This window comes from Nitrosomonas sp. Is79A3, assembly GCF_000219585.1.
Classification (GTDB): Bacteria; Pseudomonadota; Gammaproteobacteria; order Burkholderiales; family Nitrosomonadaceae; genus Nitrosomonas.
This window is the reverse complement of the sequence record NC_015731.1, coordinates 692447-707548: the sequence shown is the minus strand read 5'-3', so window position 1 is coordinate 707548 and position 15102 is coordinate 692447. Positions and strand designations below refer to the sequence as shown.

Below are 15102 nucleotides of genomic sequence, written 5' to 3'. Positions count from 1 at the left end.
CTATCTGCATTGCCGCTGCGGTGTTAAAAACAGACTCATAATGCTCATTTATTAAGCATAAACTGCGCTTTTTCGCCTGTTTTTGCCTTGCATCGGCTGCCTCGAAAACGTTTTTCAACGGCCTATTAAATGCTCAGTTTCTGGGTGCTGAGATTATTTTTGGGGCATCTTACATTGCCAGCTTTATGCTAGGCGAATTCGAGGATCAACGAGCGTGTAGGATATATCGGTTAAAATTAAGCCTATGATATACAGCATTGATCCCAAAAAGACCATTGCCCGCACAATTGCAAAATCCTGCGAATTAATCGCATCAATGGTATAGCTGCCAAGCCCGGGAATACCAAAAAACGATTCAACCAGCAAGCTGCCTAAAAATAACAAAGGCACCACAACCACCGCACCCGTTAAAATAGGAATCATTGCGTTCCTGAGTACATGCTTAAACAAAACAATACGCTCGGACAGCCCCTTCGCTCTGGCTGTGCGCACATACTCTTTATTCATTTCTTCCAGAAAAACTGTGCGGTACCAGCGCGTACTGGATCCAATGCTACCGATTACGCCAATTAGGATAGGCAACAACAGAAATTTGGCTGCATCCAGCCCGCTTCCATAACCCGATATGGGCACCCAATGCCATAGCTTGCTCACTAAAAATTGCCCCGCAATAATATAAAACAAGCTGGAAATAGACATCAACGCCACACAAAAAACCACTCCCCAGAAATCTATATAAGTGGCGCGAAAAAAAACCATCAGCAATGCGATAGTAATGTACACAACTAATCCCAAGACAAATACCGGCAATGCAATGGCAAGGCTAGGCAACATGCGCGACTTGATCTCCAGTGCAATATCGCGTCCATCATCTGCCCGGCCGAAATCGAAAACAAACATTGATACCGATTTCTCGAAGAAAATTGTATCGGTCAATTTTCCCAGTTTCTCAGCTTCCTGATTGAACAACAGCGGTTTATCATAGCCACGCTCGATTTTCCATTTTTCTATTGCTTCAGGCGTAACGTATTTAATGCCCAATTGCATACGCGCCATGTCATCGGGTGTATTCACCACAAAAAACAAAGCGAATGTAATCAGATTCACTCCGATGAGAATCGGTATTGCATATAAAATACGTCTAATAATATAGCCAAACATTGCTGATGTAATATTGTAATTTCAAGAGGATGCTGTGCGCACGGCCGTGCTGCTTTCATGACGGCGAAAAGCCGCTATAGCAGGGAAAAGACTGAGTGCCGCTATCACCAGCAGCAGCGTAATGGGCCACAATACCGGCTCATTCCATTCACGGCGTTTTTGCGCTCTCAACGTAGCGTCTATTTTTAAATACTTAAGATTATTATTCGATATTCTGTTGGGTTTAATATTCTGATACCAGGAATGATACAACCCATAATCTTTTGGATGATATCCCCACAACCAAGGGGCATCATGACGTAATATTTCCACCATACGATCAATTATTAATTGCCGCTGTGGCCCATCATCCATATTCTTCATCTGTTCAAATAATTTATTGTATTCAGTATTATCATAGTTAGCCGCATTCTCGCCACTGTTGCGCACTTTACTTTGCGGCCCGTACAATAAAAACAGAAAATTCTCTGCATCAGGATAGTCTGCATTCCACCCCCATTCAAAAATTTGCGCATTTCCTTTACGGATTTTGTCTTGGAAACGATTGTAATCAGTACTCCTTACCACCAGTTGTATATTTAATTTTTGGAACTGTTTACGCATCCAATCGAGCTTTGATCTGTCTTCAGAACTGCGCGCCGTCACATCAAAATACAGGACTAAGGGTGCGCCGGTTCGCTGATCTATTCCATTTGGATATCCTGCCTCGGCAAGCAAAGCCTTTGCAACTTGAATTGATTTGCGCTGCGGTTGATCATTCATCCATTCATACACCACGGGATTGATACCTTCTTTCCCCTCACGATACCCTGCAATACCCGGAGAGATCGGACTTTGAGCCGGCATTCCGCGGCCATTTGCAAAAATTGAAATAAATTCTTCATAGTCCACAGCGATAGAAATCGCTTGCCTGAGTTTTCTTGCCGATTCACGTTCCTGCGCATTACTTCCGCCCACTACCGGATCCAGCAGATTAAAACCCATGTAATAAGTCGACACCGCCACGGTAGTTTCCAGCCTTATCCCTTGTTCTGCCATGGTTTCAGTGACGGTTGCTTCTCCCTGACCCACCAACTGCACGGCTTGGTCAAAACTATCTGAACCAATACCGGTAGCATCGTAATAACCTTGCAAAAATTTGTTCCACCGTGGAATACTTTCTTTTTCGCGGGTAAAAATAATTTTATCGATAAATGGCAATTTCTTTCCCGAATCAATTAACAAGCCATTTTCTTCATCTCCCGGCATCCCTTCAGCCGGATAGAATTCATCATGAAAATTAGGATTCTTTTCCAATGCCATTCTCAAATTAGGATTATTCTCGGTTAACATATACGGGCCTGTACCAACCGGATACCAGTCCAATGTAATGTTTTTTTGCATTAATCCTTTCTGCGAATAAAAGCGATCCGCTTCCCAAGGAATCGGTGCAAAAAAAGGCATCGCCAGCCAATAGACAAATTGCGGATACTTACCGGCTATTTTTATGCGATAAGTATATCTATCGACAACCTGCACTCCAGCTAACTGATAATCTCTCAGGTCGAGGTATGTTTTTCCATCGGATTGATTTTGGTCGGCTTGTTTTAATACCTTGGCATAGTCGCTGAGCCCCACTATGTAATCCGCCATGAGCCCGTATATCGGCGAATGCAATCTGGGATGCGCCAAGCGTTTGATCTGATATACATAATCTTCCGCAAGCAATTCTCTTGTAGTTGTTTGAGGAAAATCAGATAACTTGAATACCGCTGCCATTTCTTGTTCATTCAGATCATGGTACAACCAGTCACCTTGCGCATTACTTACAAATGCTGGATGCGGTTGAAAAAGAATTCCCGGTTTAATTGAGATTTCATAAATACTATAGGCAATATCCGCCGCCTGCGCATCATCCGCTAATTGATTTCCTTCATTATCAAGATATTTCACAATGGGTATTTCTTTTGCCGTCGCTGGAATCAATGCAAAAGGGCGTTTTAAATAATGATATTGCAGCGGGGGTTCATAAATTTGCGCGGTGAATTGAATTTCATTAGAACTATAGGATTGCACCGGATCAAGATGCTTGGGCCGCTCGGTAAATACATTATAAAGGATATTTTTCTCTGCATCCGCGGCTGAGTAGGGATTATTCCAATTAGAATCCCCGCAGGCAGATAAAACAAAAGCTTGCAGAATCAACAACCATGATGTCATAACTAATTTTTCCATTGCAAACCCAGTTTATCGGAATTAGCCTGTTTTAAGCAAAATAATACGCGAATACCTTATATCTTTTCTTACACAACTCCACTTATTTCTCCCTTCAGCTATAATTTGCTGATTCACACAATTTTACAAGGAAATTTGTATGGGATTTCTCGCAAATAAACGCGTACTCATTACTGGGTTACTGAGCAACCGCTCAATTGCTTATGGCATCGCCAAGGCCATGAAGCGTGAAGGCGCATCACTGGCTTTTACTTACCAGGGTGAAGAAATCCGTGGACGCGTCGAAAAGCTGGCTGCTGAATTTGATAGCAACTTGCTATTTCCCTGTAATGTAGCCAGCGACAATGAAATCACGCTGTGTTTTGAAAATCTGAAAAAACATTGGGACGGGCTGGATTGCATTATTCATTCAATTGCGTTTGCTCCTCGTGAAGCGCTAACCGGTGATTACCTGGAAAGTGTTAACCGGGAAGCCTTTCGCATCGCGCATGATATCAGCGCCTATAGCTTTTCTGCGCTCGCCAAAGCTGCGCTACCTTTAATGCAAAATAGAAATGGCGCGCTGCTAACATTAAGCTATTTGGGTGCAGTCCGGGTCATGCCAAACTACAACGTTATGGGATTAGCCAAAGCCAGCCTTGAAGCAAATGTCCGCTTCATGGCTTCCAGCCTGGGTCCCAAAGGTATACGCGTCAATGCAATCTCTGCTGGACCTATTAAAACCCTGGCAGCTTCCGGTATCGGAAATTTTGGAAAATTATTGGGTTATACCGAGAAAGTTTCACCACTTCGCCGCAATGTAACAACCGATGAAGTGGGTAATGTGGCTGCTTTTTTATGCAGCGATCTTGCCAGCGGTATTACCGGAGAGATAACTTATGTTGATGCAGGATTCAATACCGTCGCATTTAATATTGATGAATAGAAAGTCCAGCCTATGATAATGCAATTTCAACGAGAGTAATTTCTAAAAACTAGAAATTATCTTGTTTGATTTTCACCTCATAGCGCTGCCTGAGTGCAGCCAGATAGGAAGACATTTCTTCTTGCGTGATCATCTGTTGCAACTGTTTAGTAAAGTTATCAAGCTTTGCTTTGTCTGTAGATTCTGGCTCTATAACTTTACTGATACGTACCAGATTAAACCCGCCACTTGGATTAGCTGTTCCGGTATAAACGGGTAAATTATTGGTTTCTGCTCTAAAAATGGCACGTAATGTTTCATGATCCAATCCTTGCGATTGCATATAAGAAATCTGCTTTGCATCGCTCCAAGTTACATCATCAACATCTTCACCGGCTTGTAAGCGTGCAAGCTTTGTTTTCCCCTCTTCAACGGCAATTGCTTCTGCCATTTGCTTCTTCAGCTTCTCTACGATCTGATCTCTAACCACCATCAGTGATTGTACAGTAGCAGGCTTGTGTTCAAGAATACGAGCGGATACAAATGTATCCGGTTTAACTTCAATAGCACCAGTATTTCTTTGATTTAAAATAACATCTTCAGAAAAAATTGCCGACAAAAGCTTTTCATTAGCTAGAATGGCTGGCTCTGTTGCACTTCTGGTAATCCAGTCACTCGTTTGGATTGGCAACTCAAATTTTTCTGCTGCTGCCTGCAGATTATCTCCCTGCTCATAGACCACATTACTGAAATCTTCAGCAATCTCCCCAAAAACACTTCCTACCATCTCTATTTTGAGTTTCTTCTCGATTTGTTCTCGTACCTCTTCCAAACCGGGGCTTTTCCCTTCCTTGATAGCGGTTAGTTTAATCACATGAAAACCAAAATCTGTTTCTACGATGTCACTGATTTCATCCAGTTGCATTGAAAAAATTTTGTCTTCAAAGGATTTAACCATAACGCCACGGCCAAAGAAACCAAGATCTCCCCCTTGCGCTGCTGAGCCTGGATCATCCGAATTTTCCTTGGTGATTTCTGCAAATTTCTCAGGATTCTGCCTAACTTGCTCTAATATTCCCTCGGCTCTGTCCCGCGCTGCCTGTTTTACATCGTCCGGCGCGTCAGGTGGCACACTAATCAGAATATGACTGGCTTTACGTTCTTCAGGTTGACCAAATTCACCCTGATGTTCCGCAAAATAAGCGTTGATCGCTTCATTACTTACTGTTTCATTCTTCGCTACCGCATCCAGCGACAAAACCAGATATTCAATCCGCGCACGTTCTGGCAAATTAAAGTCGGCTTTATGTTTCTCATAGTAAGCGGCGATATCCGCTTCTGCTGGGTTTACTTGTGATAAAAATTGTTCAGGAGTAATCTGTGATTGACTGATCTCACGCTGCACTTCACTGAGATACTGCACCCTCTCAGCAACCATTTTAGGGGCAAATGCATTTTCGCTATAGCCATCTAATAACTGCTGTAACAAAAGCTCTTGACGTACACGCGACTCAAAAGTTACTGGGTTAAGACCTTGACTTCTCAACAATTCCTCATACTGCTGTTTGGAAAATTTATTATCCCTTTGAAAGGCGGGTATATCCCGGATCGTTTTAACTAGCTGCGAGTCCAGAACAATAAATCCATTACTAATGGCTTCACGATGTAGCAATCGTTGCTGAATAAGTCTTTCCAATACTGAGTTTCTTACTTCGAAAGTATCGAGCATTGCGCTATCAAAATTAGCGCCCAGCATGGCTCGCATTCTTTCATGATGATCACGTAAGGCTTGTTCGTACTCACGGCGCGGGATTTCTTCACCATCTACTATTGCGACATAGCCTTCGCCACCCTTATCTCGATACGATTCAACGCCCCAAAATAAAAATGGCAATACTGCCAAGCCCATTATGACTTGGACGACACGCTTCTTACGGTTGACGAAATCAAACACTATTAGAACCTGAAAATACTAGAAAGTAAAAAGTAAGGGCGAAGAATTTTTATACAGTCAGCTAACACAATTACAATTTTTTATTTGGCGGAGTGGACGGGACTCGAACCCGCGACCCCCGGCGTGACAGGCCGGTATTCTAACCAACTGAACTACCACTCCTAGAACTAGCTAAATTGAATTGACTGGTGGGTGCTGACGGGATCGAACCGCCGACATTCGCCTTGTAAGGGCGACGCTCTACCAGCTGAGCTAAGCACCCGGTCAGAAAGTGCGCTAGTTTACTGCATCTTTGAGTGCTTTACCAGCACTGAATTTAGGAACCTTGGCTGCCTTGATTTTAATGGCAGCGCCTGTACGTGGATTACGACCTGTACGTGCAGCTCTTGCACCTACTTTAAAAGTACCAAATCCGACCAAAGTTACACTTTCATTCTTTTTGAGCGCTCCTTTTATTGCAGTTAACGCTCCATCCAATGCACTTCCTGCGGAGGCTTTAGAAATTTTAGCCGATTTTGCGATAGCTTCGATAAGTTCGGATTTGTTCATATAATTCCCCTTCTAAGTTAATGGTAATTAAATCACAAGCAAGTACTGCAGTCGCTCTTATATCAAGCTGCCAACGCCTGGTCAAGCGAATTAAGGCCTTCCTGCCACATCATTTATCTGACTAATCAGACGGTTTAACAGAAGCAAGTTATCCAAATGAACTACAAAATTTCATAAAAACAACTAACTAATCACACAAAATAGAAACTACATGAAGTTCCTTATGTCAATTTTGTATTAATAAATTTCTGTTTTTTGTTCGCGATTTAGCAACACTTCGACGGCTGTCCGGGCTGACACACCCTCATGCAAAATACTACAGACTGCTTGTGTAATCGGCATTTCTATATTCAATCGATCACCGAGTTTTAATACTGATTGTGCCGTGTGCACGCCTTCAGCAACATGCCCGAGTTCATTCAAAATATCATTCAATGATTTCCCTTCAGCCAGCATCAATCCCACTTTCCTATTTCGAGATAAATCACCGGTACTCGTCAGAATTAAATCACCAACCCCAGCCAGCCCCATAAAAGTTTTCATACTCCCGCCTAAACCAAGTCCTAAACGGGTAATTTCCATCAATCCACGCGTAATCAGTGCTGCACGTGCATTATGTCCAAATCCAATTCCATCAGAAATACCCGCAGCGATGGTGATTACGTTCTTTATCGCACCACCTGTTTCCACACCGACCACATCTTGACTGGTATAAATACGTAGCCTCGAACTATGCAATTCAGCTGCTATTTTGCTGGAAAAATCAACATCTTTGGATGCCAGCGTCAAAGCGGTTGGCAGCCCTTGCGCCACTTCTTCTGCGAAACTAGGACCAGACAGTACGCCGCAGTGCGGCAATATGGCAGAATATTCTGCTTCGACAACTTGGTGCGGCAGATAAGTGGTTTCTGATTCGAAACCTTTACAACCCCATAGGATCGGTATCTTGATTTTTCTTGCGGCAATAGCACGCAAAGTTTCACGCAAACCTGCAATGGGTACTACAATTAAAGCAAGCTCCGCGGTATCAAGTGCTTCATTGAGTATAGATGTGATTTTCAAAGATTCGGGCAAAGGATAACCCGGCAGGAAACTTTGATTAATACGCTCCCTTTCCATCTCAATCGCATGATCTGGATCTTTTGACCACAAACTGATCTGATGACGTGCAGATAAGCTAATTGCTAATGCCGAACCCCATGCACCTGCACCCAGTACAGCAATTCTCATGAACCCCAAACCTGATTAACTTTGACATAGCCAGTCTGCCCATCGAGATGCCGCACTTTTACCCAGCCTTTAACGTCAGAGTCTATCCATTCCATAACGATATTTTCCTCGGCTTGAAATACCAGCTCCGAGTTAATATCAGCTGATTGGTGAATATTAGCTAATGGTACGGTCACGACAACATAACGCTGTTGGTTTAAAACTTTCTTTTCAACCCAGGCAAGACTCCCGCTACTGTCACGCACTTTGGCCCAACCCTCCACATCCACTACAACTTCTACCGGAAGATATCGGCTTGCTACATATAATTTGTCGGCTCTGAGCGATGGTGCGTCATACATAACAACTGCATTTTCAGCTATTGAAAAAAACTCCATCTCTGCAGCCAAATGACTCGGAAGATACAACAAGATAGTAGTCAGCAAAACGCGCATGCTGTTTTTTAACCAGAATGACTGAATCAGCAGGCTTTTTCTCATTGGTATATTCACCCACAGGTTTCCGGATTTTTGTATTTCTAATTCGCGTTTGTTTCTGCTCTTTTTTGATGATAGATAGCTTCAAAATTTACTGGATTAAGAATAACAGGTGGAAATCCAGCTCGTGTCACAACATCCGATACTGTTTCTCGTAAATAAGGAAAAAGAATATTAGGACAGCCAATGCCCAGTATCGGATCAATATCCCCGTCAGGCACATGACGAATACGAAAAATACCTGCCTGCTGAACTTCAGCCAGAAACATTATTTTGTCTTTGATCTTAGCTGTTACCGTTACTGTTAATAGCACCTCATACAACCCGTCATCAATGCTTTGGCTTTTCGTTCCAAGCTGCAAATTAATTTCAGGTGTATCCCTTTCGAGAAAGATATTGGGCGCATTGGGAATCTCTAAGGAAAGATCCTTTACATAGATTTTTTCTATGGCGAAAACTGGTTGCTGTTGCTCACTCATATTGACTTTTTCCAGTAGTGAATTAAAAAGTTTTATACCATCAATTGTTATCGCATCAACCTTAATCCTGCGATCAAGTTGCCAGCAATGCTGCCAATTCGCCTTTGCGATCCAGTTGCGTCAAATCATCATACCCGCCCACATGTCTTTCACCAATGTAAATCTGTGGAACAGTGCGGCGGCCTGTTTTACCCATCATCTCAGCACGCTGAGCCGGCTCAAGATCAATACGTATTTTTTCAATTTCCTGAACCCCTTTTGAGCGCAACAAGCTCTCTGCCATTTTGCAGTAAGGACAAAAACCCGTTGTGTACATAATAACCTTGGGCATTTAGCTCTCTATCGCTTAACCATAGGCAAGCCCGCACGCTTCCAGGAGTCAATACCACCCATGAGGTTAATCACTTGAGGGAAGCCGTTCTTCCTTAGAACCAAACTGGCATGATTGGATCGAATACCACCAGGGTATATCACCAAAATGGGTTTTTCCTTATATTTTTGTAGTTCTACCCAACGTTCCTCAATCTTTTCGGATGGAATATGTTTTGAATTCGGCAAATGACCTACCGCATACTCGCTATCATCACGGACATCCAGCACCAATGCATCCTGGTAATTTATCAGTTGCACGGCCGCAAGCGTGTCGATTTCTTTGATACCACGACGCGTTACCAAGGGCAACAGCAATAATAAGCCACTGATTATTGCTGTTATAAGAAAGAGGAAATTTTCTAATCTAAGAAGAAAATGATCTTGAAGTAATGATAATTCCATATAAGCTTTATTCTGTTTTTTTAAATGTTAATTTTATCAGAAACTGGAAAATTACGGGATTTCCTTGATCCTGCCGTTAAAGCCCACGCATAATAACATTATGCGTATCGATTAATAGTAATTAATCCTGGAATTAATTATACCCAATCTGTTTTATCAGCTATTCACAGTAAAAACAAAAATCAGTCATCATTTTTCACAAAAAGTACCTTACTTATCTTTTATTCGCACAAAAGAATCAGCCGGATACTGTGTTTGCAGTTAAAAATATAATAAAATATCAATATTTTTTAACACTGATTGTTGAAACTTACTCCTCCTTTTCAAAAGGTCACTATGAAAAAAATTGTTCTCCTGCGTCATGGAGAAAGTACCTGGAATAAAGAAAATAGATTTACTGGCTGGACAGATGTTGATTTAACACCTAAAGGCTTGCAGGAAGCGCAAAATGCCGGGCAGCTTCTACACGAGCAAGGGTTTGCATTTGATGTCGCGTATACGTCAGTTCTCAAACGCGCCATTCGCACCTTATGGGTAGTGCTTGATGAAATGAACCAAATGTGGATTCCCATACAACACACTTGGCGATTAAATGAACGTCATTATGGCGCTCTACAAGGTTTGAACAAAGCCGAAACTGCAGCCGAATATGGCGATGAGCAAGTTTTAATATGGCGAAGAAGCTATGATGTCAGGCCGCCCGCATTAACCACCGATGATGAACGCTATGCTGGCACTGATCCGCGATATAAAGACTTAGCGTCTGAGGATATACCTTTGACCGAGTGCCTAAAAGATACGGTCGCAAGATTTTTACCCTATTGGAATGCGGTTATAGCACCTCAAGTTCAGTCTGGAAAAAGCGTTATCATTGCTGCACATGGAAATTCTTTAAGAGCACTGGTTAAGTATTTGGATAATATCTCTGATGAAGAGATCTTAAACTGCAACATTCCAACCGGCATCCCGTTAGTTTATGAATTAGATGATAATATGAAGCCGATCAGGAGTTATTATTTAGGGAATCAGAACAAAATTCAGGAAGCCATGCAAATTGTAGCTAATCAGGGTAAGTCAGCAGTTTAGGGCACAACTAATTCACTTATTCAGATATGAGTGTAAACCATACACTATTTCGAATAAATCATACCAATCTGGAAGTTGATACGTTTAATTTTATCTCTATACGATATATTCAGTTGATGCTGATGATATGCGTTTTGATCTTTTTCTGTCCGCTCTCAGCATTTTCGAACAATCAAGAGAATCTTAAGCTGTTGCGTGAACGCATCCAATCCCTGCAAAAAGATTTAACAAACAAGGAAGCGTTAAAACAGGACACAACGGATACATTACAAGAAACTGAGCGTGCAATCAGCAATATCACGCACAGATTGAGCAAGCTCATTGAGACTGACCGCCAAGCCAATGAAGAATACAAGCAACTGCAAATACAACACAATCAAATCAGAAGCAAAATCGAATCAGAACGAAATCAATTAGAAAGATTGCTCTATCAACAATATGTTGGGGGGCAGCAAGATTATTTAAGATTAGTGTTAAATCAGCAAAACCCTAATCAGATTGCACGGGATATCTATTATTATCAGCAACTTTCACTTACTCTTTCGGGTATTATCAAGAATCTTCAGAATGATCAAGATGAAATTGAGACACTAACGCAAACCAGCCGTCAAAAAAAAGAAGAAATCACTGCTAATCAAGCCGAGTATTTCAGTCAACGTAAAAAACTTGAGCAAGAAAAAGCCAAACACCAGATTATACTCTCGCAGGTATCTGGTCAAATTACCCAACAGCAACGTGAAATTAATAAACTCGAGAGTGATGAAAAGCGCATAACCAATTTAGTTGATGAGATAAATAAATTACTTGTTCAAGAAAAATCTACGAGCACATTGATTAACAATAAGCTCCCAGATGCTTCTACGACAGGTTCTCCATTCTCAACGCTTAAAGGCAAATTAAATTTACCCGTGCGAGGGAAACTTGTGAACACTTTTGGTGGTCAACGCTCAGGTAAGTATGTTTCATGGAAAGGACTGTTCATTCAATCACCCGATGGAAGTGATGTTAAAGCCATCTCAGGTGGTAGAGTGGTATTTGCAGACTGGTTGCGAGGTTTTGGCAATCTGATAATTCTGGATCATGGAAACAACTATATGAGTCTTTATGGCAACAACGCAACACTCCATAAACAAGTGGGTGATACTATTCGTAGCGGCGATACGATTGCAACAGTTGGAAATAGCGGTGGTAATGCAGATTCAGGTTTATACTTTGAACTTCGTCATGGAGGTAAGCCGTTTGACCCTTTGACGTGGATAAAAATAGAATAAACGTAGCGGCCATTTACATAATTTTGATCAGTGCGGAGATAGCATAATGAGTAACGTAGTCAAGAAAACAGGTTTAATTCTAATTGGCGCAATCGCTGGAATAATGCTCAGTTTGAATTTCTCTGCTATTGCCAAGAAAGATAATATCGAGGCGATCCATCCGCTGCCGATCGAAGAATTACGTACATTCGCTCAGGTATTCGGTCGCATCAAAAGTGATTATGTCGAATCTGTGGAAGACAAAAAACTGATTACTGAAGCTATCAATGGCATGCTGGTCGGATTGGATCCCCATTCATCCTACCTCGACAAAGACGATTACAAGGAACTACAAATCGGAACGCAAGGTGAATTCGGCGGTTTAGGCATCCAGGTCACCATGGAAGACGGCGTCGTAAAAGTAATTTCACCAATTGAAGATACTCCCGCATTTCGTGCAGGTATCAAAACCGGCGATTTAATAGTTAAACTGGATGACACCGTTGTAAAAGGCATGACACTGAATGATGCAATTAAACTCATGCGTGGCAAACCGAATACTTCCATAAAGATTACCATTGTGCGGGAAGGTGAAACAGAACCGCTGGTGTTTAATCTAGTGCGTGACATCATAAAAATCCAGAGTGTCAAATCGAAAATGATCGAGCCTGGGTATGCGTATATCCGCATCACACAGTTTCAAGAACAAACCGGCGAGAATCTCGCGCAAGCGATTAGGACACTTTTTGCAGAAAATACTGGATCTATGAAAGGACTAATACTGGATCTGCGCAATGATCCAGGTGGATTACTGAATGGTGCTGTCGCTGTATCAGCCGCTTTTCTGCCAGAAAATGCACTGGTTGTATACACGGAAGGACGCAGTCCCGATGCGAAAATGAAATTGCACGCCAATCCTGAGTATTATCTGCGAGGACCTGATGAAGATTATTTAAAGGATCTTCCTTCTGAAGTCAAAACCGTACCGATGATTACATTGGTCAACGGAGGTTCTGCTTCAGCATCAGAAATTGTAGCAGGCGCCTTGCAAGATCATAAACGCTCTGTAGTCATGGGATCGCAAACGTTTGGTAAAGGCTCTGTTCAAACGATATTACCATTAGGAAATAATACAGCGATCAAATTAACTACCGCGCGCTACTATACCCCCAATGGCCAATCGATCCAGGCAAAAGGAATTACTCCCGATATTCTGGATGAAGCCGATAGTGGTGATGATCAGCGCCTGCGTGAAGCAGATCTGAATCGCCATCTATCGAGCGGTAAAAAAACGGAAACAAAAAAAACGGACTCTGATACAGACAAAGCAGTTCAAAAACCTGTAAGCAAGAAAAAAGCAAATAAGGCTAAAGACAAGAAAGATAGAACCCCTATCGAATTTGGCTCTGCAGATGATCTTTTACTAACACAAGCCATGAATTACTTTAAGGGTATTACTGCACCACCTGAAAAAAAGACCGATGAAAGCGATAGCTGATTCACAAGGATCGTGAATGATAACCAGTTACTTCGGTATAGCCGTCATATCCTGCTCCCGCAAATTGATATTGCGGGGCAGGAGAAACTCAATCACGCACGTGTATTAATTGTCGGCGCTGGCGGTTTAAGTTCTCCTATAGCGCTGTATCTTGCTGCCAGTGGAGTAGGTAACCTGATCATTTGTGATGGTGATCAGGTTGATCTTACCAACTTACAGCGGCAAATTATCCATGACAGCAATTCAATCGGCCTAGCAAAAGTCCTCTCAGCAAAGCAAACACTCAACAGAATTAATCCGGAAGTCAGCGTCCTCGCAATCCAGGAACACGCCGGCACGACAAAACTATTACAACTTGTCACAGGAGTGGATGCCGTAGTCGACGCCAGCGATAACTTCAGCACCCGCTATGCCGTTAATCAAGCTTGTGTTACTCAAAAGAAACCTTTGATTTCCGGTGCTGTAGTACGTTTTGATGGTCAAGTCAGCACATTTGATTTGCGCCATGCCGACAGCCCTTGTTATCACTGTTTATATCCCATTATCTACGGAGAACAGGAAGATATGCCTTGTGCAATCATGGGCGTATTCTCGCCGCTGGTAGGGATTATCGGCTGCATGCAGGCTGCAGAGACACTAAAAATCCTGTTAAATATTGGAGAAAGTCTGAATGGCAGATTGCTGTTATTAGATAGCCTCACCATGAATTGGCGCACAATCAAGCTGCACAAAGATCCAGCCTGTTCGGTGTGTCATTCATCAGTATCTGCTGATACTGATGTCTAATGAGCCGTTGATTTTTTTGCTTTAGCGAAGTTCTGCAGGAAGTAAATTCAGCCTCTGCACCTCCCAGTTTGCAAGTGGATCACGCCTGAACTCACTTTTCACAAACTGATACCAGCGGCCAACAACAAAGCACATGAATAAATTGGCTTGCGCAGCAGCATCAAAATTGGTTTTTATTTGTTGCTCGCTAACAGCAAACCGTAACGCCTGCTTTAAAGTAGCTTCCAACCGATCATGCAACTGATTAATACGTAACTGCAAATGTTCATTCTCATTCACCAGCACATCACCGATCAAGATACGCGTCATGCCCGGATTTTTTTGTGAAAAACCTAATAACAATAACAATAATTTTTCGATCTGCTTTATGCCACAATTTTCCTCTTGCAGAATTTTGTTAATCAGCACAAACAATGTTCGCTCAATAAATTCAATCAAAGCTTCAAACATCTGCGACTTATTAGAAAAGCAGCGATACAGAGATGATTCTGAAATTTCCAGCTGAGCGGCTAACGCTGCGGTAGTAATCCTTTTTCTCTGCGGATACTCCAGCATCCTGGCCAACGCCTGTAGGATCTGATCTTCTCTTTCACTGGATTTTTTTGGCTGATATGAAGGCTTCAATTGGGTAACCGCAAAGAAACAAAGGCAATAGATGGAATATAACAAATTAACAGACCGGCGCAAAAACTATTCTAGTTTTATTCAGATTACTCACAGTTGGACTATTTGGCAAATACT

15 protein-coding genes and 2 tRNA genes are annotated in these 15102 nt (G+C 42.2%); 5 read left to right on the top strand and 12 right to left on the bottom strand.

The window, feature by feature from the left end:
• Positions 1 to 183: 183 nt before the first annotated feature.
• The gene (locus NIT79A3_RS03235; protein WP_013964831.1) at positions 184 to 1161 is read right to left on the bottom strand and encodes an ABC transporter permease; all 978 of its coding nucleotides are present in this window, start codon (positions 1159 to 1161) and stop codon (positions 184 to 186) included.
• Positions 1162 to 1182: 21 nt separating this feature from the next.
• Positions 1183 to 3360, bottom strand: a complete 2178-nt coding sequence (locus NIT79A3_RS03230) for an ABC transporter substrate-binding protein (protein WP_013964830.1) — start codon at positions 3358 to 3360, stop codon at positions 1183 to 1185.
• A 154-nt stretch (positions 3361 to 3514) separates the two neighbouring features.
• On the opposite strand from NIT79A3_RS03230, the gene fabI reads away from it, so the two are divergent.
• On the top strand, positions 3515 to 4300 hold the full coding sequence (fabI, locus tag NIT79A3_RS03225; RefSeq protein ID WP_013964829.1) for an enoyl-ACP reductase FabI: 786 nt from the start codon (positions 3515 to 3517) through the stop codon (positions 4298 to 4300).
• Positions 4301 to 4349: 49 nt separating this feature from the next.
• Here fabI and NIT79A3_RS03220 read toward each other — a convergent pair whose 3' ends face one another.
• The 9 genes from NIT79A3_RS03220 to NIT79A3_RS03180 all read right to left on the bottom strand — a co-directional run bounded on the left by NIT79A3_RS03220 (position 4350) and on the right by NIT79A3_RS03180 (position 9642).
• Positions 4350 to 6233 carry a SurA N-terminal domain-containing protein gene (locus NIT79A3_RS03220; RefSeq protein WP_013964828.1) on the bottom strand — a complete coding sequence of 628 codons (1884 nt, stop codon included), beginning with the start codon at positions 6231 to 6233 and terminating at the stop codon, positions 4350 to 4352.
• A gap of 85 nt (positions 6234 to 6318) precedes the next feature.
• Positions 6319 to 6395: transfer RNA gene (locus tag NIT79A3_RS03215), tRNA-Asp, on the bottom strand.
• A 24-nt stretch (positions 6396 to 6419) separates the two neighbouring features.
• A tRNA-Val gene (locus NIT79A3_RS03210) sits at positions 6420 to 6495 on the bottom strand.
• A gap of 14 nt (positions 6496 to 6509) precedes the next feature.
• Positions 6510 to 6782 carry an HU family DNA-binding protein gene (locus NIT79A3_RS03205; RefSeq protein WP_013964827.1) on the bottom strand — a complete coding sequence of 91 codons (273 nt, stop codon included), beginning with the start codon at positions 6780 to 6782 and terminating at the stop codon, positions 6510 to 6512.
• Positions 6783 to 7019: 237 nt separating this feature from the next.
• On the bottom strand, positions 7020 to 8012 hold the full coding sequence (locus NIT79A3_RS03200) for an NAD(P)H-dependent glycerol-3-phosphate dehydrogenase (RefSeq protein WP_013964826.1): 993 nt from the start codon (positions 8010 to 8012) through the stop codon (positions 7020 to 7022).
• Positions 8009 to 8491 (bottom strand): SH3 domain-containing protein, encoded by a 483-nt coding sequence (locus NIT79A3_RS03195; protein WP_013964825.1) that lies wholly within the window; start codon positions 8489 to 8491, stop codon positions 8009 to 8011. Before NIT79A3_RS03195 ends, NIT79A3_RS03200 begins: the two co-directional genes overlap by 4 nt.
• A 38-nt stretch (positions 8492 to 8529) precedes the next feature.
• A complete protein-coding gene (gene secB / locus NIT79A3_RS03190; RefSeq protein ID WP_013964824.1) occupies positions 8530 to 8967 on the bottom strand; it encodes a protein-export chaperone SecB in 438 nt (145 codons plus the stop codon).
• A gap of 73 nt (positions 8968 to 9040) precedes the next feature.
• A complete protein-coding gene (gene grxC, locus NIT79A3_RS03185) occupies positions 9041 to 9298 on the bottom strand; it encodes a glutaredoxin 3 (RefSeq protein ID WP_013964823.1) in 258 nt (85 codons plus the stop codon).
• A gap of 8 nt (positions 9299 to 9306) precedes the next feature.
• Positions 9307 to 9642, bottom strand: coding sequence for a rhodanese-like domain-containing protein (locus tag NIT79A3_RS03180; protein ID WP_348225701.1), 336 nt, complete (start codon positions 9640 to 9642; stop codon positions 9307 to 9309).
• Between the two features lie 435 nt (positions 9643 to 10077).
• Here NIT79A3_RS03180 and gpmA point away from each other — a divergent pair, with 435 nt between their 5' ends.
• From gpmA to moeB, 4 genes are all read left to right on the top strand, one after another.
• Positions 10078 to 10827, top strand: a complete 750-nt coding sequence (gene gpmA, locus NIT79A3_RS03175; RefSeq protein WP_013964821.1) for a 2,3-diphosphoglycerate-dependent phosphoglycerate mutase — start codon at positions 10078 to 10080, stop codon at positions 10825 to 10827.
• Positions 10828 to 11018: 191 nt separating this feature from the next.
• Positions 11019 to 12098 carry a peptidoglycan DD-metalloendopeptidase family protein gene (locus NIT79A3_RS03170; RefSeq protein ID WP_348225700.1) on the top strand — a complete coding sequence of 360 codons (1080 nt, stop codon included), beginning with the start codon at positions 11019 to 11021 and terminating at the stop codon, positions 12096 to 12098.
• 46 nt (positions 12099 to 12144) lie between these two features.
• Positions 12145 to 13575 (top strand): S41 family peptidase, encoded by a 1431-nt coding sequence (locus NIT79A3_RS03165; protein ID WP_013964819.1) that lies wholly within the window; start codon positions 12145 to 12147, stop codon positions 13573 to 13575.
• A 12-nt stretch (positions 13576 to 13587) separates the two neighbouring features.
• Entirely contained in the window at positions 13588 to 14361 is a 774-nt protein-coding gene (moeB, locus tag NIT79A3_RS03160) for a molybdopterin-synthase adenylyltransferase MoeB (RefSeq protein ID WP_013964818.1), read from the top strand.
• A gap of 21 nt (positions 14362 to 14382) precedes the next feature.
• Here moeB and slmA read toward each other — a convergent pair whose 3' ends face one another.
• Positions 14383 to 14985 (bottom strand): nucleoid occlusion factor SlmA, encoded by a 603-nt coding sequence (gene slmA / locus NIT79A3_RS03155; RefSeq protein WP_013964817.1) that lies wholly within the window; start codon positions 14983 to 14985, stop codon positions 14383 to 14385.
• Positions 14986 to 15102: the final 117 nt, after the last annotated feature.